Here is a 19,576-nt window from a genome sequence, read left to right on the forward strand (position 1 = left end):
GTGGGCGGGTGGGAGACGCCGTTCGGCCCTACTGCGGAGGCAGCTTGCGGAAGTCCCAGGAGATGATCTTCTCCGGGGTCAGGCGGATCCATGCGTGTCTGCCGTCGTGGGGCATCTCGTCCAGGCCGAAGTTCTTGCGGGCGAACAGGGTCTCCGGTACGTCCAGTTCGGCGCGGAGTTCGCCGGTGCGCGGTGACTCGCCGACGAACTCGACGGCGCCGGACAGCTCGACGCCGCGCAGTTCGTCGTACTCCTCGCCCGTGTCGACGACGATCGCCACCCGCGGATCGCGTCGCAGATCGGTCCAGCGCTTGCTGCGGACCACCGAGTACAGCCACATCGAGGTGCCGTCCCAGGCGAACCACAGGGTGCTCACATGCGGTGCGCCCCCGGCCGACACGGTGGCGACCCGGCAGGTGCGCTGGGTCGTCAGGAACTCGTCCAGCTCGGCCGGCGTCATCATGATCTTCCGGCCTCGGCGCTGAGTCACCGTCATGCGATCCCCCTCTTGTTCTGTCACGTCCGAAAAGAATATTGGCTGCCTTCCGTCCGTACGTGACGGACGTTAGTGTCACCCGCCCACCTGTACCGTCCGCGACCAGGGAGCGCCATGCCGTCGTACGAACAGCTCAGCGAACTCCTCGATCCCGCGACCACCGTCCTGCTCACCGTCGAGTGCCAGCAGGGCGTCGTCGGACCGGACAGCGCCCTGCCCGAACTCGCGCGGGAGGCACGGTCGTCGGGGGCGCTCACCCAGGTCGCCAGGCTGGTCGCCGCCGCCCGTGCGAGTGGTGTCCAGGTCATCCACGCGATCGCCGAGCGCCGTCCGGACGGCCGGGGCGCCAACCGCAACGCCCGGCTGTTCCGGGCCGCCGAACGGCTCCCCGTCCAGCAGCTCTCGGGCAGCACGGCGGTGCGAGTCGCGCCGCCGATCGAGGTCGCCGACGAGGACTTCGTCGTACGGCGGCTGCACGGGCTGTCGCCGATCCAGGGCACCGACGTCGACGCCCTGCTGCGCAACCTCGGCTGCCGCACACTGATCGTGACCGGAGTCTCGGCCAACGTCGCGATCCCCAACGCCGTGTTCGACGCCGTGAACCGTGGATACGCCGTGGTCGTACCCAGGGACGCCATCGCGGGCGTGCCCTCCGAGTACACCCCGGCGATGATCCGCAACACCCTCGCACTGGTCGCCACCGTCGCCACCACGGACGAGGTGCTCACCTGTCTCAAACGGCCTCGCCGTCCCGGGCGAGGGTGATGCTCAGGCGAGCGAGATGGAGTCCCCGGACACCTTGATCGACGCGGCGGGCAGCGGCTGGGTCGCCGGGCCCTTCTTCACACTGCCGTCCGCGACCGAGAACTCGCTCTTGTGGCACGGACAGGTGATGACACCGTTGGTGATGCCCGACACCGCACAGCCCGCGTGCGTGCACTTCGACGAGAACGCCTTGAACTCGCCGGCCTTCGGCTGGGTGACCACCACTCCCTCGTCCTTGAAGATCTTGCCGCCGCCCTCCGGGATGTCGGAAGTCTTCGCGAGGGGGATGCCCCCGGCGTCGGCCGGTCCGGGGGCGGCTTTGCCCTGTTCGGGGGCGGTGGGGGAGGACGAGTCGTCCTCCGATCCGCACGCGGTCAGCGAGGCGGCGAGCCCCGCCGCACCGGCTGCCGCGATGACCGTACGTCGAGCCGGTCCCGGTACGGGCTGAAGCGAGGCGCTGCTCATGCTGGCGTTCCTTCCGCTGGCGTTTCCTGATCCGTAGGAAGATACGAACCCGGCGTGCCGGCCGTTCAGGTCGTGCGGGCATCCGGCGTCGGGTGCCCGCCGCGAACGCAGCGGTAATGAGCACGGGTAATCAGCACCTGTAATCCGCACCTGTAATCCGCACAGGTAATCCGCATCAGTGACCTGGGCCGATCCTCGAAGGCACGCTGAGAGACTGCCGTGGGCGGGGCGCACTACCCGGCCCGCCCGTGATCGATCCTGGTCGGCCGCGAGATGCCGAACGGCCTGCGGATGCCGCCTCTCCTGTGCGGACGCTCAGGTGGAGCGGTCCACGCACGACGGGAACGCCCCCACCAGCGCGGTGATCACGACAGATCTTCCGCACCGCTCGGTTCGGTGCCGCCCATGTCGAGTCGGAACGGCGGATAGACGTCGGTCATCAGGCTGACATAGGCGGCGACCCGCAGCACCCACCGGTCGAAGCCGAGGATCAGGTCGAACAGGCTCTTCGGGTACTTCTCGGTGAAGGCCAGGGTCACGGCGGCGATCACCGTCAGGACGGCGACGAGCCCGCCGTCCCACCAGCCGGCGTGCCAGCCGCCGAGGAAGAAGCCGATGACGATGTAGTGCGGGATGGCCAGCAGCCACCACTTCACCAGCACCAGACCGCGGGAGAGACGTTCGGGGTAGGCGATGTCCAGCCGCGCCGGGTAGCCGGGCTCCTCACCCAGGCTGAACGGCGGATACCGGTCGGTGCCCAGGGCGCAGTACGAGTAGTACGCGACCCGCCAACTCCAGCGCAGCACACCCAGGTTGAAGTCGAACAGCGCGCGTGGGTAGCGCTCGGTGAACAGGATGCTGAAGAACGCGATCACGCTCACCACCGTGAAGGCGATCCACAGGAAGAACAGGACCACGTAGTGGGGAATGACCAGGATCCACTTCACCAGCCACAGCCACCGGGACAGAGGCGCATCCAGCACCGCGTTCACGCGGACCGGACGGTCCGGGGTTTCGGCCAGGGTTGTCATGGCGATCAACTCCTTCGGGCCCCGAGCGATAGCTGTTGGTCGGGCTCACTACCAGTGTGGCCGCTGAGAGGGCACCGCGGGGAGGGCCGTCCGGGGCCGTTCGGGGGCCGTCCGTCCCGGTTTTCCCGTTTTGACTTTCCCGTGCTGGCACGCAGCGGATCGGCAACCGCCCAGCGCGGATGCCGGTGCCGGCGTGTCGGCCCTGACAGCGTGGGTGCGCCGGGCCGAGTACCGGAGCGGGCATGTCGGAGGCGTCTGTGGGCGCTGCCGACGCCACGGGGGGATGGTGGGGTAAGGATGTTCGCTTTGTCCTGGCGCCACGCGCATCACACCGGGGCGTCCGCATCTGTGGAAAGGACTCGCACTCATGCGTTACGCAGTTCTCGGCACCGGCGTCGTCGGCCGGACGATCGCCGGCAAACTGACCTCTCTCGGCCATGAGGTCGCCGTCGGCACCCGCGACCCGCAGGCCACCCTCGCCCGTATCGAGCCCGACGGCTACGGCAACCCGCCGTACTCGCAGTGGCAGGCCGAGCATCCGCAGGTCCGGCTGGAGACCTTCGCCGACGCCGCGGCCCACTGCGAGGTGGTGGTCAACACCACCGCCGGTCTCAGGAGCCTGGACGTCCTCCACTCCGCCGGTGCCGCGAACCTGGCCGGGAAATTGGTCATCGACATCGCCAACCCCCTGGACTTCTCCCGGGGCATGCCCCCGTCGCTTGACCCGGTCGACACCGACAGCCTCGGCGAGCGGATTCAGCGTGCCTTCCCCGACGCGAAGGTCGTCAAGACCCTCAACACCATGAACGCCAAGATCATGGTGGACCCGGCACGTGTGCCGGGCGCGCACACCGTGTTCGTCTCCGGTGATGACGCCGGGGCCAAGGAGGCCGTCACCGAACTGCTCGCCTCTTTCGGCTGGCCGACCGGCGACATCATCGATCTGGGTGACATCACCACTGCCCGTGGCGCCGAGATGCTGCTGCCCATCTGGCTGCGCCTGTACGGCGCACTCGGCAACGCGGACTTCAACTTCCACATCCAGGGGGCCCACCACAGCGCCTGATTCCCGGACCGTACGGGCCGCGCACGGGCGGCCCCGCGGTAGTTCGGTCATCGTGCTGATCGGGCACTCAAGGGGACGCCGGAAGGGGAGGGCCGATCGGACCCAGCGGGGGGACGAAGGGGACCTTGCGGGTTCCCTTGTGCCCATGGTGTCTGGAAGCAGGGCGCACATAGGACGTGCACATAGGACGTGCACAGAGGACATGCACGTACGACGTGCACACAGGACGCACGTGGGGCGCGCGGAGGGCCGCGCGACCAAGCGGTTCCGGCGGATGGAATCCGGCCGTCGCGCACGGACCGGGCACCGCGGTCGCAGTGGTGCCCACAGCCGTTCTCCGGGGTACCCGGTGGTTCGGATCCGCGTCGCCAGCGCGACGCGGGAGGAGGATGTCATGGCTTCGCGACCACTCGACGAGAAGACGGTGATCACTCTGGTGGCCGAAGCCACCGCGGCGCCGTCCATGCACAACGCGCAGCCATGGCGCTTCCGCTACCGGACCGACGAGCGTTCCGTGCTGCTGTGCGCCGACCCAGGGCGGGCCATGCCCCGGTCCGATCCCGACAACCGGGCACTTCACATCGGCTGCGGGGCGGCGCTGCTCAACCTGCGCGTCGCCGCGGCGCACGTGGGCCTCGTCCCGGAGACGACTCTGCTGCCCGAGCCCGACGAACCACTGCTGCTTGCCGCCGTTCATCTGGCCGACCCGGTCGGCGGCGTGCGGGACGAGGAGCTGGCGCGGCTGCATCCGGCGATCCGGCAGCGCCACACAAGCCGCCATCCCTTCGCCGGGAAGGACATTCCCGAAGACGTGCGCGCCGCCCTGCGGGACGCCGCAGCACAAGAGGGAGCCGCCCTCGACTTCCCGGGCCCCTGGCACACCGAGACCGTGCTCGACCTGGTCCACGACGCCGAGAGCCGCTACGTCATGGACCCCGGTGCCAACGACGACCTGGTTCGCTGGACCAGGCTCGGACGGGAGGCGGACACCGCCGTCGACGGCGTCCCCGAGTACGCCTTCGGGCCGCGGAAACGCGACGGCAAGGCGCCTGTGCGGGACTTCGCCGGCCGGCGTCCGTCGGCCGACCGTGGCACCACCGCCTTCGAGGACGCCCCGCACCTGGCCCTGCTGAGCACCCGCGGCGACGGCCCCGCCGACTGGCTGCGCGCCGGGCAGGCACTGGAACGCGTCCTGCTGGAGGCCACCCTGGCCGACCTGGCGACCTCCCTGACCTCTCACGCCCTGGAGGAGCCCGGGCTGCGCCTGCTGGCACGCGACCCGGCATCGGGCACCGGGCAGGTGCAGATGGTGCTGCGCCTCGGCTACGGCGTGCGAGGCCCCGCGACGCCTCGCCGCCCCGTACGGGACGTTCTGGAGATCACCTGACCGCGTCACGGCGCGCCCGTACAACCCCTGCGGCCTCCAGTGAGCCGCCGACCGGTGCGCACAGAGGGGTCGAGCGGCTGGCCGGCAGGGACCTTCGGCCCCGTGACCGGGATCCGCCGCCGTTGGAGAGTGGGGAGGGAAGCAGAATTTGTGGGGGACGCACCAGCGACAGCTGGAGGCCAGACCATGAGCGCACAGGGTCCGCCGCACGCATCCGGTCCCCACCGACCGCATCAGGGGCAGCATCCGCCCAAGGGCGCGAGCCCACTGAGGCGTACATCCGATCGGGTCGAGACCTGGTGCGCCCGATTCCTGCTCGCGGTCCTTGTCCTCGGACTGCCCGTGGCTTCGGTGAGCGCGGGACTCGCGGTCCGGGCGTCGACTACGCGCACCGTTCAAGCCCAGTCCGCGGAGCGCTTCCAGGTCACCGCTCGGGTGACCTCGGCCCCGGAAGCGGCACCCGGCAGTGCCGCGGACGGGAAGCAGAAGGTACATCTCAGGTGGATCGGCGTGGACGGTCGGCGGCACACGGGAACCGACACCGTGCCGCTGTACAAGACAGCGGGCTCAACCGTGCGGATCTGGGTGGACCGGGAAGGAACCGTTCAGAGCCCGCCGATGTCCGCGAGAAACGCGAATGCCGGCGGCTGGCTGGTGGGCGGCATGACAGCGATCGGCGTGTACGCCGGTTACGTCGCCGCGCGAAAGGGCGTGCGCCGGGCGCTGGACCGCGGCAGGTACGCGGAGTGGGACGCCGAATGGGGCCGGGTGGAGCCTGTCTGGTCCGCACGGTTCCCAAGGTGACGGGCCCCCGGTCCTGGGCGCCGCCCAGGAGGTGACGCTGATGTCCGAGGCGACCACCACTGACCTGTACGAGGTCACGATGGCGATGTCGTACCTGCGTGAGGGGATGACCCGCCCGGCGACGTGCAGCCTGTGTTCGTCCGCGACAGGGTTTGCCCCGCACTGGCCGTCCGGCCACCCGGATCACAGGGTTCTCATCCCGGGCGGCCCATCCCGTGCGGCGGCACGCCGCGCGTGGGACGTTGGGTTACAGCGACATTCTGAGGAAACGGCGGCGATCATGCGAGCTCAACTCGGCGATCAGCTTGTGGTCGAGAGCCCTGCCACCGGTGCCACCAGGCGCGATGGCGAGATTGTCGGACTCCACCACGAGGATGGAACACCTCCCTACGATGTGCGCTGGTCGGACTCGGATGAGGTGACCCTCGTCTTTCCCGGCCCCGACGCACACATCCGTCATCTCGAGCACGGGCCCGGGAACGCGCGCGAGCCTTCCCGGCCGCGTACGGACCAGGCGGGCGGGCAGAGAAGTGGCGGGTCCCGCGGGACCCCGTCGGGCAGGCCGCCCAATCCCGGGGACATCGGCCGTCGTGTCGCCACCGAGCGCAGACGCCGAGGACTGACCCGGGAGGAGACGGCCCGCCGCGCGGGAATGGCGCCGGCCTATCTGGCGTATGTCGAGGAACGGCCGTCCAGCCCGACCACTGCCAGTCTCATCAACCTGGCCGACGCGCTGGGCACCACTGTCGTGGCTCTGCGCGGCGGCGGCGCCGATGTGCCACCGGGCCAGGGGCAGGCGCTCCTGCACCCTCAGTTGCTGGACCTCGGCCCTGACGACTGCCGTGCCCTGCTGTCCACGCACGGGGTGGGGCGCGTGGCGGTGTCGACGCCGGGCGGGCCGGCGGTGGTTCCGGTGAACTACGAGGTCGTGGACGACGCGATCGCGTTCCGGACCGCGCCGGACTCGGTCCCGGCGGCGGCCGTGGGATCGGAGGTCGCCTTCGAGGTCGACCATGTGGACGAGGCCATGAGCGAGGGCTGGAGCGTGCTCGTCGTCGGACCGGCGCAGGTGGTCACCGAGCCCGACGAGGTGCGGAAGCTGGTCGGTCGTGCCCACACCGAGCCGTGGGCGGGGGGCGGACGCGAGATGTGGGTGTCGATCCGGCCCACGCGCGTCACCGGGCGCCGTATCACTCCGGCCGAGCGGTGAGGGAGGGGCACCGGCACTTCACTGGTCGGTTCCTCGACTTCCGTGTGTGTGCCGGGTTCGGTCCTACCGCTCGTCCCCGGGGCCGGCCGGAGGGGTCGGCTCGCCGGTGAGCCGGGGCTCGACGTCCACGACGCCCTCGATGGCGCGCACGAGGCGCACGGCGACGGAGATCAGCGAGGTGTCGCCGATGTGCCCGCGGAGGGTGACGACGCCTTCGTGGACGTTCACGTGGATGGCGTGGCTGAAGGCGGGGAACAGGTAGGACACCACCGTGCGCCGGACCTCCTCCTCGATGTCCTCGTCGGACCGCAGGAAGACCTTCAGCAGATCGGCGCGGCTGACGATGCCCTGGAGCATGTACAGCTCGTCGACCACGGGCAGTCGCTTGACATGCCGGACAGCCATGATCCTCGCGGCCTGGGCCAGCGTGGCGTCCGCGTGGACCGTGACGGCGGGGGTGCTCATGAGCTCTCCGGCTGTCACGGCCCCGGCCTTGGCGAGGTCGGACAGGCGCGCGTGTTGCTCGAAGAGGCCCGGGTCGCTGTCACGGAACTCCTCCTTGGGCAGCAGATCGGCCTCGGAGACGACGCCGATGACACGCCCTTCTCCCTCCAGCACCGGCACGGCACTGACCTTCCACTGCTCCATGGTCTGCACGATCTCCTTGAAGAGCGCGTTCCGTCCGACGGCCACGACCGTCTGCGTCATCACATCGCTCACGATGTGAGGGGTCTCAGGCACTTCGGGCCTCCTCGTCTCGCCTCGTCAGGGCACCTCTCCCGCGCCGTGGGGCGCGTACAGGTCGAGCAGCCGCACCCGGGCGGACCTGAGCCGGCCCGAGATCACTCCGGAGACATAGGTGCACAGTTCGTGGTGCAGCTCCGGATACTTCCCGCACAGCTCACGGACCGCGACCGCGTCGAACTCGTAGGCGCGCACCGGGCTGCTCGCCCGGGCCCCCAGGTGCCAGTGGTGGGGAGGGACGAACCACGACCAGCCCAGCAGATCCCCCGCCCCGAGGGTTTCCACGACCGCAGCGCGGCGACCGGGCACGTGCACGTCGAGAGCGACGGTGCCCGTGTGGATGATCCAGAAGCGGTCGGCCTTTCCGCCCTCGTTGAAGACGCGCTCGTCGATCTTGAACGACACCTCACGAGCGAGCGACATGAGCTGCTCGCGATGCTCCTTGGTCAGGGCGCCGAAGACGCCGCTCCTCGCAACCACGATGGCCTTCCCTTCTCCATGACCTCGAAGTGGAGGCGGGCCTGAATCCGGTGCGCCCAGTCCTGTGTTCCCTGCCGCATGACTCCACGATCGTCGCAAATCGGCGCGGTGCAACCCGGGCTGCCCTCGCGGCTCGGCCACGCCTCCCCGTGGGAGCGCTACGAGGGAAGAAGGCCGGTGCATCGCCTCATGGCGCCAGCGAGAAGTAGTTCTCCTCCTCCTGCGTGAAGTGCAGGCGCAGGACGCTGTACAGCCCGTACAGACAGGCCCGCAGGTCGTCGAGGTTCTCCGGCCGCAGGCGGCCTTCGGCGTCGGTGAGGGTGAGGTGGGTGGCGACGCGTCCGGCGAGGCGGTCGATCTCGGCGTGGGCCCGGCTCATCGTGGCCGTGGTCTCGGGTCCGCCGAGGGAGTCGGCGAGCGCGGGATAGAGCTGACGCTCCTCGGCGTGCTCGTGGGGCAGCAGCCGGTCGGTCAGCAGACGGTGCACATGCTCGACGGCCTCCCTCGCCTCTTCCTCCGGCGCACCGGAGAGCCGGTCGGCGGCCGTGCGCACCGCCTCCACGACCTCACGGAGGTCGTCGTGCTCGGCGGCGAACCGGTGGACGAGGTCCTCCGCGGTGGGCGTGAGCACCGGCCGGGTGGCGCTGTCGGTGAGCAGGGCGCGCAGGGCGTTGAGGATGACGGCGACATCGATGCCTTCCTGGAGCAGGGCTCCGGCCGCCGGAGGCAGCAGTCCGAACGCCGCCACCACCATCGCGGCCAGGGACATCAGCATGCCGCCCAGCGCGCTCTGGACGGCGATGTGCCGGGACCGTACGGCGATGCCCATCGCGTCGGCCAGGCGGTCCACGCGGTCCGTGGTGAGCACGATGTCGGCGGCCTCCGAGGAGGCGGACGAGCCACGGGCGCCCATGGCGACGCCGATGTCGGCGGCGGCGAGCGCCGGGGCGTCGTTCACGCCGTCGCCGATCATGACGGTGACGGCGTGGGCACGCTCGGCACGCACCGCCGCGACCTTGTCCGCGGGGCTCCGACCGGTTTCCACGGCGTCCAGGCCCAGGACGACGGCGACCTCGCGAGCGGGTTCGGCGCGGTCCCCGGTGACCATCAGGAGCTTCTGGATGCCGGCCGAGCGGAGGCGCCGCAGTGTCCTGGGGGCGTCGGGGCGCAGCGGGTCGCGCAGCAGGACGGCGCCGGTGACCGTGCCGTCGGCGGTCACCCAGACGACGGACGCGCCGTCCAGGACCGCCCGGTTGTCGACCGCCCGGACCCACGCGGGACTGTCCGGGCCGACGCGCACACGGCCGACGGAGAGCCGGTGGCCCTCCACGGTTCCTGTGACGCCGTGTCCGGGCTCCTCGCGCACGTACGCCGGCAGGGACAGCTCCAGACCGCGCCGGTGGGCCTCGTCGACGAGTGCCTGGGCCAGCACGTGCGGGGAGAGCTGGTCGAGGGAGGCGGCCTGCCGCAGCACCTCCGCCGTCCCGAGGCCCGGCGCGGCGGTCACGTCGACGACACGCGGGCGGCCCGTCGTGAGCGTGCCCGTCTTGTCCAGCACGAGGGTGCGCGCCCGGCCCAGTGTCTCCAGGGCGCCGCCGTCGCTGATCACCACGCCCCGGCGGGCTGCCCGCGAGAGCCCGGAGACGATCGCCACCGGAGCGGCGAGCAGCAGTGGGCAGGGCGTGGCGACGACCAGGACCGCGACGGCCGACGTGGCCGACCCGCCGACCAGCCAGGCGAGACCCGCGACCACCAGGGACAGGGGCACGAACCAGGCCGCGTACCGGTCGGCGAGGCGCACCACGGGGGCGGTCTCGGCGCCGGCCTGCCGGGCGAGCCGGACGATCTCCGCGTACGCGCTGTCCTCCTCGGTGGCGGTGGTGCGGGCATCGCCGGGCTCGGGGGCCGGGACAGCCGTGGCCGTCCCGGCGGTACGCCGCCGAGCGAAGTCGGGATCACCGCTCCGGGAGCCAGTAATGGGCGATCCGGCGCGAGGGGTGTGTCTGGGGCGGGCTGGTGTCGTCGACGCGGAAGGTGAGGCTGTTCATCACGCCCACGACGCCGTCCACCTTCCAGACGAGCTGGACCACCTGCGGGATGTCGCCGCGGTGCTCCAGGCGGCCTTCCAGCGTGGCCAGGCCTTCGTGGACGGACACGATCACGGTGTGCGGCGGCAGGCTCATGGCGCGGGTCAGGACCTCGTCGATGATCTCCTGACGGATTTCGTCGTCGGTCCGCAGGAAGACCCGCAACAGGTCGCGGCGGGTGGCGATTCCGATGAGACGGTCCTCCTCGTCGACCACGGGCAGCCGTTCGATGTGGTGACGCTCCATCACCCGGGCCGCGTCCGCGACGCGTTGCTCCGGGTGCACCGTGATCGCGGGTGTCGACATCAGCTGCCCCGCGGTCGTGGCGCGGGCTTCGGCGGCCCTGCGCCGCACCTTCCGGCGGAGGGCGGAGAGCGGGAAGCGGCGTCCCCGGTCCCGTTCGGCCTGCGCCGCCTGCCGGCGTACCAGGTCGGTCTCGGAGATCACGCCTACGACCTTGTCGTCGGCGTCCACCACCGGCAGCCCGCTGATCCGATGCCGGTCCAGCAGCCGTGCCACATCCTTGAACGGTGTCTCCCGGCGGGCGTCGATGACCTCGCTCGTCATCACCTCGCCGACCTTGCGGGTCTTCATGGCTGTCTCCTCCTCGACCGCGTCAGGCGGAGCGCGACCGGTTGTGGTGCGTACGGCGTCCGCGGGCCTGCCCGGACCGCCGGGGGTCCCCGGCGGTCCGCGTCGGCGGGCCGGAACTCACGGGTTCGAGCGGCCGGTGCGGCCGTTGCCGTCTCTTCGGACCGGCCCGGGTGGCCGGCCCTCCGATGCCACTTCAGCCTCGCTTGCCACGGTGCGCGGGGGGAGGGGCCGACCGGCCTTGGTTCCCGGGCCGAACCGACCGCTCACCGGCCGGTCCGGGTCGGACCGGTGGGACCGGTGGGACCGGTGGGACCGGTGGGCCGAGAACGCCGAAGATCCGAAGGGCGGGCGGCCCGGCTCGCCCTGGCCCGGGGCGGCGGTGAGGATGCGATCACAGGCATGCGCAGGCATGCGCAGGCCTACGCAGGCCTACGCAGGCCTGCGTAGGACGAAAGGCCGTTGCCTACCACGCTCATGACGGAGGCAACCGCAGCCGCGCGGCACCCGCAGCCGCGCGGCACCCGCAGCCGTGCGAAGGCCGTGCCGAGGCCCGCGACTTGCCCGATTGGGCCAGGGAGCCCAAGGGCAGGGCCCGTCCGGCCCCTGCCCACAGCCCGGTGTTCGTCACAGGCTTGATGGCGGACACAGGGACACGAGGAGGCACAGGTCATGGATCGATACGTGGTCGCGGGCATCGACGCTTCTCCCGAGAGCCGCGCAGCCGCTCACTGGGCGGCCCGGGAAGCCCTGCGCCGAGGCGTGAGTCTGCGGCTCCTGCACGCATGGCGACTGCACCCGCGTCCCGCCGCCAACGTGCCCATGGACATGACCGAGCGAAGCTGGGCACGGCAGATCCTCAAGGAGGCGGCGGACAGCGTGCGCGCCGCGCACCCCGGGCTCGAAGTCGTCGAGCGGCAGGTGCAGGCCGCACCGGCCGCTGCCCTGCTGGAGGCGGGGGAGCGGGCCGAGCTGCTGGTGCTCGGGTCGCGCGGGCTCAGCGGTGTCGCGGGCTTCCTGCTCGGCTCGGTGTCCGTGCGGGTGGTCGCCGGGTCGCCGCGCCCCGTGGTGCTGGTCCGCGCGGGTGAGAGCGTCGCCGACGAACACTTCCTGGTCCCCGGCGGTGTCTCTCCGGACGAGATCCCCGAGATTCCGTACCGCGATGTCGTCCTCGGGCTCGACACCGGCCGACCCTGTGACGATCTCATCGAGTTCGCCTTCGAGACCGCACGGCGCTGCGGCGCCGCGCTGCGCGTGATCCACACCTTCACCGTCCCGCCGGGACACGCCACCGCCGACCGGGTCGCCCCGCCGCCCGGCCCGGAGCTCCTCGCGGAGCGCGAACACGCCGTGGTCGCGACGCTGCGTCCGTGGTGTGAGAAGTTCCCCGAGGTCGCCGTCACCACGACGGTCGTCGAAGGCCGGGCGGCCTCCGAACTGACGCGCGCCGCTTCCGGATCGGCCCTCGTCGTCGTGGGACGCCGGATCCGGGACAGCCGCCTCGGCCCCCACACCGGCCCGGTCACCCACGCGGTGCTGCACCATGCCGGCTGCCCGGTCGCTGTCGTCCCGCACGTCTGAGCCAGTGCCCGCAACCGGAAATTCGCCCCGCGACCAGGGGCAGTGCCGTCTCCCTCACCACCTTTCGCCGGTCTGCTGAGCTCAGGCAGCAGGGCGTTCCCCCCCATCACCGTCGCACCCCCGGGCCGGGCGGCAGCAGGGGCGTCGGGGGCCCTCGCGCGGGATGTTCGGCCCATGCCGCCGTACTCAGGCGACCCGGCGCCGAACCCGCTGAGCGCGATTCCGCTGCAACGCGGCCGCTCCGCCGCCCGACGCGCCGAACGTCGTCGGGCGAGTCTGCCGTGACCTCGGCGCGGTGGCTCGGGCGCTCCTCGTCCGCGATCACCCTTGGTTACTATGCTCACTTCATGCCGGAGGCCGGAAGCAATCGGCGAACCGCCGTCGACGGACTGCTCGGGAGGCGGGGAGAGCTGCCTGCCGGCCGCGGCTCCCCGGATTCTCCCCAGGGCTGTCGAGAGGTGGTTCCTGTTGTGCCGTCTCCCTGGCAGTGTTCGTGGATTTCAAGGTTGAATAGACAGGTGGCCTGGGAAAATGCTGAGAGAGGTCACTGTGACTCGCTACATCACGCCCCTGCGTGAGGGTGGTTCGCTGCCGGGGCTCATCGAGGCCGACGATCTCGGTACCTATGTCCTGAAGTTCAGCGGAGCCGGACAGGGGCGTAAGACGCTCGTCGCCGAGGTTGTCTGCGGAGGGCTCGCCCGGCGGCTGGGGCTGCGGGTGCCGGGGCTGGTGACGGTCGACCTCGACCCGGTACTGGGCCTCGGCGAGCCCGACCAGGAGGTGCAGGGACTGCTCAGGTCCAGCGGCGGCAGCAACCTGGGCATGGACTTCCTTTCGGGAGCGATCGGCTTCGACCCCCTGGCCTTCGTGGTGGGCGCCGAGGAGGCGGGGAGGGTGGTGTGGTTCGACGCGCTCGTCAACAACGTCGACCGCTCGTGGCGCAACCCCAATCTGCTGATGTGGCACGGTGAGTTGTGGCTCATCGATCACGGCGCCACGATGATCTGGCACCACAACTGGCCCGGCGCCCAGGCCTCCGCCGCCAAGCCGTACGACGTCTCCGAGCACGCGCTCGCGCCGTTCGGCCCGGACATCGCCTCGGCCGCCGCCGAACTCGCGCCGCTGGTCACCGAGGACCTGCTCGCCGAGGTGACCGCCGAGATCCCCGAGGCGTGGCTCGTGGACGAACCCGGCTTCGACTCCCCGGACGCCCTCCGGCGGGCCTACGCGGAGCCGCTCCTCGCGCGCGCCGCCGTCATCCACGAGCGCGTCAAGGGCATCGAGGGGGAGAAGTGAGCGAGCGGGTCGTCTTCGAGTACGCGCTGCTGCGGGTCGTACCGCGGATCGAGCGCGGCGAGTGCTTCAACGCCGGTGTCCTGGTGTACTGCCGTGCCAAGTCCTTCGTCGCGGCGCGTACGCATCTGGACGAGGACAAGCTGCGGGCGCTGGACCCCGAGGCCGACGCGGCCGGTGTGCGGGCCGCGCTGCGTGCCGTCGAAGGGGTCTGCGCGGGTGGGAAAGCCGCAGGCCAGGCCGGGCTGGACGATGCCGGGCGGCGCTTTCGCTGGCTGATCGCGCCGCGCTCGACCGTCGTTCAGCCGGGGCCCGTGCACACAGGGCTCACCGTCGATCCGGAAGCCGAGGCGGAGCGGCTGCTCGCCCTGCTGGTCAGGTAATGGCTCACAACGGCGCCGCGTGCCGTTGACACCGAGTGCCAGGACTTCTAGCGTCACGTGTACCGAAGGTACTAAGCGGTCGCTCACTGAGGGCGTACCGTGGACCGCAAGGCTTTTCAAGGGCGAGGAGAACCAGCAATGTCCACCACTGAGCAGCGGGTCGCCGTGGTCACCGGCGGGGCGCGGGGCATCGGCGCCGCGACCGCCGTACGACTGGCGGCCGAGGGTCGCGCCGTCGCGGTGATCGACCTCGACGAGGCCGCCTGCAAGGACACCGTCGAGAAGATCACCGCCGCCGGCGGCAAGGCCATCGCGGTGGGCTGCGACGTCTCCGACGAGGCCCAGGTCGAGGCGGCGGTCACGCGTATCGCCGAGGAACTGGGCGGACCCACGATCCTCGTCAACAACGCGGGCGTCCTGCGCGACAACCTGCTCTTCAAGATGAGCGTGTCCGACTGGGACACCGTCATGAACGTGCACCTGCGCGGCGCCTTCCTGATGTCGAGGGCCTGTCAGAAGTACATGGTGGACGCCAAGTTCGGCCGGATCGTCAACCTGTCCTCGTCCTCCGCCCAGGGCAACCGGGGCCAGGTCAACTACTCCTCCGCCAAGGCCGGTCTCCAGGGCTTCACCAAGACCCTCGCCCTCGAACTCGGCAAGTTCGGCGTCACCGCGAACGCCGTCGCCCCCGGCTTCATCGCCACCGACATGACCGCCGCCACCGCCGAGCGCATCGGCATGGGCTTCGAGGACTTCAAGGCCGCCGCCGCGACCCAGATCCCCGTGCAGCGCGTCGGCAACCCGGACGACATCTCCAACGCGATCGCCTTCTTCACGGGCGAGGCCGCCGGATTCGTCTCCGGACAGGTGCTGTACGTCGCCGGCGGACCGCTCGACTAGGGCTGGGGAACAGGGAACAGGGAACATGACGACCGTGGAACTCTCGGGCAAGGTCGCCCTCATCACCGGCGCCAGCCGGGGCATCGGCTACGGCATCGCCGAGGCGCTGCTCGCGCGCGGTGACCGGGTGTGCATCACCGGACGCAACGAGGACGCCCTCAAGGAGGCCGTCGAGACACTCGGTGCCGACCGGGTCATCGGCGTGGCGGGCAAGGCCCACGACGAGGACCACCAGGCCGTCGCCGTCGAACGCACCCTGGAGGCGTTCGGGCGCGTCGACTTCCTCGTCAACAACGCCGGTACGAACCCGGTGTTCGGGCCGATCGCCGACCTCGACCTCAATGTGGCGCGCAAGGTCTTCGAGACCAATGTGGTCTCGGCGCTGGGCTTCGCCCAGAAGACCTGGCACGCCTGGCAGAAGGAGAACGGCGGCGCGATCGTGAACATCACGTCCGTCGCCGGCCTCTCGGCCTCGCCGTTCATCGGCGCGTACGGCGTCAGCAAGGCCGCGATGGACAACCTGACGCTGCAACTGGCGCACGAGTACGCGCCCCGGGTGCGGGTCAACTCGATCGCGCCGGCCGTCGTGAAGACGAAGTTCGCGCAGGCGCTGTACGAGGGCCGGGAGGAGGAGGCCGCTGCCGCCTACCCGCTCGGCAGGCTCGGCATGCCCTCCGACATCGGGGGCGCCGCCGCGTTCCTGACCTCGGCCCAGGCCGACTGGATCACCGGCCAGACGCTCGTGGTCGACGGGGGCATCTTCCTGAAGGCCGGCAACAGCTGACGTAACCCTTCCCGCGCACGAGGCGGGGTGGACGCCACCCGATGAGGGAGCGTCCGCCCCGCCTCGCTGTTTTGCGCGCACCCCGTCCGGAGTACCTGCCTGTCGTCGAACCGGGCGTCCGCTCCGATGTCTGCTCCGACGCCCGCTCCGACGTCCGCTCCGACGTCCGCTTCGATGTCCAATTCGATATCCATCCGATACCCGCTCCGATGCCCACCGGTGTCCGCCGGAAGATGAGCGGCGGAAGATCCCCATGCCGACCGGTACGAACCCATGCGCCCCGGTCGGCGGGAAAAGCTCCTGTGGAGACGTCCGTGTTCGCGCTGTTCGATGGCTGTGAGGTCCGGTATGGGCTGATCAAGATCCTTAAGGGTGCTGGACTGCCCTGTGGGGCACTGCGGTATGGTCTGCCAACCGTTGGCTTGATATGGCAGATCGAGGTGCGTGCACGTGTTCAACCGGAACCGGGGCCTGCGGCAGTTGGCTACCGCCGCGTCCATATCCATGGTCGCCGGATGCGGGGTCTTCTCCTCGGACTCCTCCAACGAGGGCCGGGCGATCGTGGTCGGGACGACCAGTGAACCCAGCACACTGGATCCGGCGGCCTCCTGGGACAGCTCATGGGAGCTCTTCCGCAACGTCCACCAGACCCTGCTCAACTTCGACACCGGCGGGACCGAGCCCAAGCCCGACGCCGCCGAGAGCTGCGAATTCACCGACAATTCGAGCACTGTCTACAGGTGCGAGCTGCGTGACGGCTTGGAGTTCTCGGACGGACACAAACTGGACGCGCAGGCCGTCAAGTACTCGATCGACCGGATCAGGAAGATCAACGTCAACGGTGGCCCCGCCGGTCTGCTGACCAGCCTCGACCGGATCGAGGTGAAGGGCGACCGCGAGATCATCTTCCACCTGAAGCAGGCCGACGCGACCTTCCCCTTCGTGCTCTCCACCCCCGCCATGTCGATCGTGGACCCCGAGGAGTACCCCGCCAGGTCCCTCCGCAAGGACGACAAGGTGAACGGCTCAGGGCCGTACGTCCTGCAGTCCTACAAGGAGGGCGACAAGGCCGTACTCGTCAGGAACGAGCACTACAAGGGCATCGCGGACCTCAAGAACGACGCCGTCACCATCCGCTACTTCAAGAAGTCGTCCGCGCTGGCCGACGCCCTCCGGAAGAAGGCGATCGACGTCGTCTACCGCGGCCTCAGCGCCGCCGATGTCGTCGACATCGAGGACAACGAGAAGAAGGAGGGCCTCCAGCTCGTCGAGAACGCCACCACCGAGATCAGTTACCTGGTGTTCAACCCCAAGGACAAGTGGTCCGACAGGCTCTCGGTCCGCCGGGCGATCGCCCAGATCGTCGACCGTCCGGCGCTCGCCCACAACGTCTACCGGGACACCGTGGAGCCGCTGTACTCGATGATCCCCAAGGGTCTGGTCGGCCACACCACGGGCTTCTTCGACGACTTCGGCAACCCCAGTGTCGCCAAGGCCAGGAAGATCCTCGTCGCGGACGGCATCACCCAGCGCGTCCCGCTCACCCTCTGGTACACGAGCGACCGCTACGGCTCCCAGACCAAGCCCGCCTTCGAGGAACTGAAGCGGCAACTGGAGGCCTCGGGCCTGTTCACCGTCACGCTCCACAGCCGTCCCTGGAAGACCTACGTGGACGGCTACCGCAAGGGCGAGTACCCGGTGTTCGGGCGCGGCTGGTTCCCCGACTTCCCCGACGCCGACAACTTCATCGCCCCCTTCGTGGGTGAGCAGAACGCGCTCGGTACGCCGTACAAGTCGCCCGTGATCACCGGCCAGCTGCTGCCCGAGTCCCGCCGGGAGAGCGACCGGGGCGCCGTCGGCGAGGAGTTCGAGCAGGCCCAGAAGATCCTCCTGGACGACGCCCGCCTGCTGCCGCTGTGGCAGGGCAAGCAGCATGTGGCGGCGAGCCAGGACATCGGCGGCGCCGAGGTGTCCATCGACCCGGCGACCATGATGGTGATGTGGGAGCTGTACTGGAAGACGAGCTGGTAGCGGAGCCCCTGGCGCCCTTGGCAACCAAGGTCGGTGACCCGTTGTCAGTGGGCGCCGGTAGGTTCTTCGGTGAGTGGAACACACCGCACATCGGAGGAAGTTCACGTGACCGACATCGCCATGCTGCCCGAGTCCTGGCGCGGCGTCCTGGGTGACGAGCTGCAGCAGCCCTACTTCAAGGAGCTGACCGAGTTCGTCGAGGAGGAACGGGCGAAGGGTCCGGTCTTCCCTCCGCGCGACGAGGTGTTCGCCGCACTCGAAGCGACGCCCTACGACCGGGTGAAGGTCCTGATCCTCGGCCAGGACCCGTACCACGGCGAGGGGCAGGGCCACGGCCTGTGCTTCTCCGTCCGGCCCGGGGTGCGGACCCCGCCCTCGCTCCGCAACATCTACAAGGAGATGCAGGCGGAGCTGGACACGCCCGTGCCCGACAACGGCTATCTGATGCCGTGGGCCGAGCAGGGCGTGCTGCTGCTCAACGCGGTGCTCACGGTCCGCTCCGGCGAGGCCAACTCGCACAAGGGGAAGGGCTGGGAGAAGTTCACGGACGCGGTGATCCGAGCCGTGGCCGACCGTCCCGACCCGGCGGTCTTCGTCCTGTGGGGCAACTACGCGCAGAAGAAGCTCCCACTGATCGACGAGGAGCGGCACGTCGTGGTGAAGGGAGCGCACCCCTCGCCACTGTCGGCGAAGAAGTTCTTCGGCTCACGCCCGTTCACCCAGATCAACGAAGCGGTGGCCGGCCAGGGGCACGCGCCGATCGACTGGACGATTCCCGACCTGGGCTGAACCGGGCGGTAAGCCGGTCCGGTCCCCGTCTGTCACAGGGCCGCCGTCTGTCACAGGGCCGGTCCCCGTCCGTCACGGGGCCGGTCCGGTGCGCTACCGGCCCGCCTGACCTGGATTGTCAGTGCCTGCGGCTAGCGTCGGGGGACAGCGGCAGGCTCAGCGGACACAGCGGGCCAGAGCGGAGGGCGCGGTGACGGAGCGGCAGGAACAGGTGGCACCGGATGCCATGATGACCCGGATCGGACAGGCGGTCATGCTGCATCACGGCGGTGACCGCGAGGAGGCCAGGGGGCGCTTCCTGGGGCTGTGGGCGGAGATCGGCGCTGCCGGTGACCCGTTGCACCGCTGCACCCTGGCCCACTACATGGCCGACACACAGGACGACCCCTCGGACGAACTGGCGTGGGATCTAAGGGCGTTGTCGGCGGCACAGGAGCTGTCGGACGAGCGGGTCGCGGAGGCCTTCCAGCACGAGGGTGCCCTCGCGGTGCGCGCCCTGTACCCGTCACTGCACCTGAACCTGGCCGCCGACTACGTCAAGCTGGACCGTCCGGACGCCGCCCGCACCCACCTCCGCGAAGCCCGTGGCGCCGCCGACGCCCTCGGCGACGACAGTTACGGCGACGGGGTGAGAGCGGCCATCGGGCGACTGGAGCTGCGGCTGGGGGAGGGGGACTCCTCCGGGGAAC

General features: G+C 70.3%; 19 protein-coding genes and 1 pseudogene. 13 read left to right on the forward strand and 7 right to left on the reverse strand.

What is annotated here, in order from left to right:
* Nucleotides 1-28: 28 nt before the first annotated feature.
* On the reverse strand, nucleotides 29-496 hold the full coding sequence (locus AOK08_RS23755) for a pyridoxamine 5'-phosphate oxidase family protein (RefSeq protein ID WP_055529604.1): 468 nt from the start codon (nucleotides 494-496) through the stop codon (nucleotides 29-31).
* 114 nt (nucleotides 497-610) lie between these two features.
* On the opposite strand from AOK08_RS23755, the gene AOK08_RS23760 reads away from it, so the two are divergent.
* A complete protein-coding gene (locus AOK08_RS23760) occupies nucleotides 611-1,261 on the forward strand; it encodes an isochorismatase family protein (protein WP_055529606.1) in 651 nt (216 codons plus the stop codon).
* A gap of 3 nt (nucleotides 1,262-1,264) precedes the next feature.
* On the opposite strand, the gene AOK08_RS23765 is transcribed toward AOK08_RS23760, so the two are convergent.
* Both AOK08_RS23765 and AOK08_RS23770 read right to left on the reverse strand, forming a co-directional pair.
* Nucleotides 1,265-1,726, reverse strand: coding sequence for a Rieske (2Fe-2S) protein (locus AOK08_RS23765; protein WP_055529608.1), 462 nt, complete (start codon nucleotides 1,724-1,726; stop codon nucleotides 1,265-1,267).
* A gap of 365 nt (nucleotides 1,727-2,091) precedes the next feature.
* A complete protein-coding gene (locus tag AOK08_RS23770; protein ID WP_055529609.1) occupies nucleotides 2,092-2,757 on the reverse strand; it encodes a DUF4389 domain-containing protein in 666 nt (221 codons plus the stop codon).
* Nucleotides 2,758-3,124: 367 nt separating this feature from the next.
* Between AOK08_RS23770 and AOK08_RS23775 the strand changes: the two genes are divergently transcribed.
* From AOK08_RS23775 to AOK08_RS23790, 4 genes are all read left to right on the forward strand, one after another.
* Entirely contained in the window at nucleotides 3,125-3,823 is a 699-nt protein-coding gene (locus AOK08_RS23775; protein ID WP_055529611.1) for an NADPH-dependent F420 reductase, read from the forward strand.
* Between the two features lie 394 nt (nucleotides 3,824-4,217).
* On the forward strand, nucleotides 4,218-5,210 hold the full coding sequence (locus tag AOK08_RS23780; RefSeq protein WP_055529613.1) for an Acg family FMN-binding oxidoreductase: 993 nt from the start codon (nucleotides 4,218-4,220) through the stop codon (nucleotides 5,208-5,210).
* A gap of 186 nt (nucleotides 5,211-5,396) precedes the next feature.
* The gene (locus tag AOK08_RS49110) at nucleotides 5,397-6,014 is read left to right on the forward strand and encodes an Rv1733c family protein (RefSeq protein WP_055529615.1); all 618 of its coding nucleotides are present in this window, start codon (nucleotides 5,397-5,399) and stop codon (nucleotides 6,012-6,014) included.
* Between the two features lie 280 nt (nucleotides 6,015-6,294).
* A complete protein-coding gene (locus AOK08_RS23790; RefSeq protein WP_055529617.1) occupies nucleotides 6,295-7,224 on the forward strand; it encodes a pyridoxamine 5'-phosphate oxidase family protein in 930 nt (309 codons plus the stop codon).
* A 63-nt stretch (nucleotides 7,225-7,287) separates the two neighbouring features.
* Here AOK08_RS23790 and AOK08_RS23795 read toward each other — a convergent pair whose 3' ends face one another.
* The 4 genes and pseudogenes from AOK08_RS23795 to AOK08_RS23810 all read right to left on the reverse strand — a co-directional run bounded on the left by AOK08_RS23795 (nucleotide 7,288) and on the right by AOK08_RS23810 (nucleotide 11,129).
* Complete coding sequence (locus tag AOK08_RS23795) at nucleotides 7,288-7,965, reverse strand: CBS domain-containing protein (protein ID WP_055529619.1); 678 nt, start codon at nucleotides 7,963-7,965, stop codon at nucleotides 7,288-7,290.
* A gap of 24 nt (nucleotides 7,966-7,989) precedes the next feature.
* Complete coding sequence (locus AOK08_RS23800) at nucleotides 7,990-8,391, reverse strand: Crp/Fnr family transcriptional regulator (RefSeq protein WP_055529645.1); 402 nt, start codon at nucleotides 8,389-8,391, stop codon at nucleotides 7,990-7,992.
* Nucleotides 8,392-8,635: 244 nt separating this feature from the next.
* Nucleotides 8,636-10,339: pseudogene (locus AOK08_RS23805) on the reverse strand (heavy metal translocating P-type ATPase); the annotation flags it as partial.
* Nucleotides 10,340-10,403: 64 nt separating this feature from the next.
* Nucleotides 10,404-11,129 (reverse strand): CBS domain-containing protein, encoded by a 726-nt coding sequence (locus tag AOK08_RS23810; protein WP_055529621.1) that lies wholly within the window; start codon nucleotides 11,127-11,129, stop codon nucleotides 10,404-10,406.
* A 669-nt stretch (nucleotides 11,130-11,798) separates the two neighbouring features.
* Here AOK08_RS23810 and AOK08_RS23815 point away from each other — a divergent pair.
* The 8 genes from AOK08_RS23815 to AOK08_RS23850 all read left to right on the forward strand — a co-directional run.
* Nucleotides 11,799-12,707, forward strand: coding sequence for a universal stress protein (locus AOK08_RS23815; protein ID WP_055529623.1), 909 nt, complete (start codon nucleotides 11,799-11,801; stop codon nucleotides 12,705-12,707).
* Nucleotides 12,708-13,238: 531 nt separating this feature from the next.
* Nucleotides 13,239-14,003, forward strand: a complete 765-nt coding sequence (locus AOK08_RS23820; RefSeq protein ID WP_055529625.1) for a HipA family kinase — start codon at nucleotides 13,239-13,241, stop codon at nucleotides 14,001-14,003.
* The gene (locus AOK08_RS23825) at nucleotides 14,000-14,383 is read left to right on the forward strand and encodes a DUF3037 domain-containing protein (RefSeq protein WP_055529634.1); all 384 of its coding nucleotides are present in this window, start codon (nucleotides 14,000-14,002) and stop codon (nucleotides 14,381-14,383) included. The genes AOK08_RS23820 and AOK08_RS23825 overlap by 4 nt, the downstream gene beginning before the upstream one ends.
* Before the next feature lie 138 nt (nucleotides 14,384-14,521).
* Entirely contained in the window at nucleotides 14,522-15,283 is a 762-nt protein-coding gene (gene fabG / locus AOK08_RS23830; protein ID WP_055529636.1) for a 3-oxoacyl-ACP reductase FabG, read from the forward strand.
* 25 nt (nucleotides 15,284-15,308) lie between these two features.
* Nucleotides 15,309-16,067 (forward strand): SDR family oxidoreductase, encoded by a 759-nt coding sequence (locus tag AOK08_RS23835; protein ID WP_055529637.1) that lies wholly within the window; start codon nucleotides 15,309-15,311, stop codon nucleotides 16,065-16,067.
* Between the two features lie 450 nt (nucleotides 16,068-16,517).
* The gene (locus AOK08_RS23840; RefSeq protein WP_055529639.1) at nucleotides 16,518-18,098 is read left to right on the forward strand and encodes an ABC transporter substrate-binding protein; all 1,581 of its coding nucleotides are present in this window, start codon (nucleotides 16,518-16,520) and stop codon (nucleotides 18,096-18,098) included.
* Between the two features lie 105 nt (nucleotides 18,099-18,203).
* Complete coding sequence (gene ung / locus AOK08_RS23845; protein ID WP_055529641.1) at nucleotides 18,204-18,887, forward strand: uracil-DNA glycosylase; 684 nt, start codon at nucleotides 18,204-18,206, stop codon at nucleotides 18,885-18,887.
* 190 nt (nucleotides 18,888-19,077) lie between these two features.
* A partial coding sequence (locus AOK08_RS23850) for a tetratricopeptide repeat protein (RefSeq protein ID WP_055529643.1) occupies nucleotides 19,078-19,576 on the forward strand: 499 nt, incomplete at its 3' end.

The organism is Streptomyces graminilatus (genome assembly GCF_001418565.1).
GTDB classification, from domain to species: domain Bacteria; phylum Actinomycetota; class Actinomycetes; order Streptomycetales; family Streptomycetaceae; genus Streptomyces; species Streptomyces graminilatus.

Bases quoted from the DNA above. Each gene is read 5' to 3' on its own strand.
- AOK08_RS23770 (WP_055529609.1), bottom strand. From the start codon at position 2,757: ATGACAACCCTGGCCGAAACCCCGGACCGTCCGGTCCGCGTGAACGCG.
- AOK08_RS23815 (WP_055529623.1), top strand. From the start codon at position 11,799: ATGGATCGATACGTGGTCGCGGGCATCGACGCTTCTCCCGAGAGCCGC.
- AOK08_RS23765 (WP_055529608.1), bottom strand. From the start codon at position 1,726: ATGAGCAGCGCCTCGCTTCAGCCCGTACCGGGACCGGCTCGACGTACG.
- AOK08_RS49110 (WP_055529615.1), top strand. From the start codon at position 5,397: ATGAGCGCACAGGGTCCGCCGCACGCATCCGGTCCCCACCGACCGCAT.
- AOK08_RS23835 (WP_055529637.1), top strand. From the start codon at position 15,309: ATGACGACCGTGGAACTCTCGGGCAAGGTCGCCCTCATCACCGGCGCC.
- AOK08_RS23755 (WP_055529604.1), bottom strand. From the start codon at position 496: ATGACGGTGACTCAGCGCCGAGGCCGGAAGATCATGATGACGCCGGCC.
- AOK08_RS23775 (WP_055529611.1), top strand. From the start codon at position 3,125: ATGCGTTACGCAGTTCTCGGCACCGGCGTCGTCGGCCGGACGATCGCC.
- AOK08_RS23800 (WP_055529645.1), bottom strand. From the start codon at position 8,391: ATGTCGCTCGCTCGTGAGGTGTCGTTCAAGATCGACGAGCGCGTCTTC.
- fabG (WP_055529636.1), top strand. From the start codon at position 14,522: ATGTCCACCACTGAGCAGCGGGTCGCCGTGGTCACCGGCGGGGCGCGG.
- AOK08_RS23820 (WP_055529625.1), top strand. From the start codon at position 13,239: ATGCTGAGAGAGGTCACTGTGACTCGCTACATCACGCCCCTGCGTGAG.
- AOK08_RS23760 (WP_055529606.1), top strand. From the start codon at position 611: ATGCCGTCGTACGAACAGCTCAGCGAACTCCTCGATCCCGCGACCACC.
- AOK08_RS23810 (WP_055529621.1), bottom strand. From the start codon at position 11,129: ATGAAGACCCGCAAGGTCGGCGAGGTGATGACGAGCGAGGTCATCGAC.
- AOK08_RS23790 (WP_055529617.1), top strand. From the start codon at position 6,295: ATGCGAGCTCAACTCGGCGATCAGCTTGTGGTCGAGAGCCCTGCCACC.
- AOK08_RS23780 (WP_055529613.1), top strand. From the start codon at position 4,218: ATGGCTTCGCGACCACTCGACGAGAAGACGGTGATCACTCTGGTGGCC.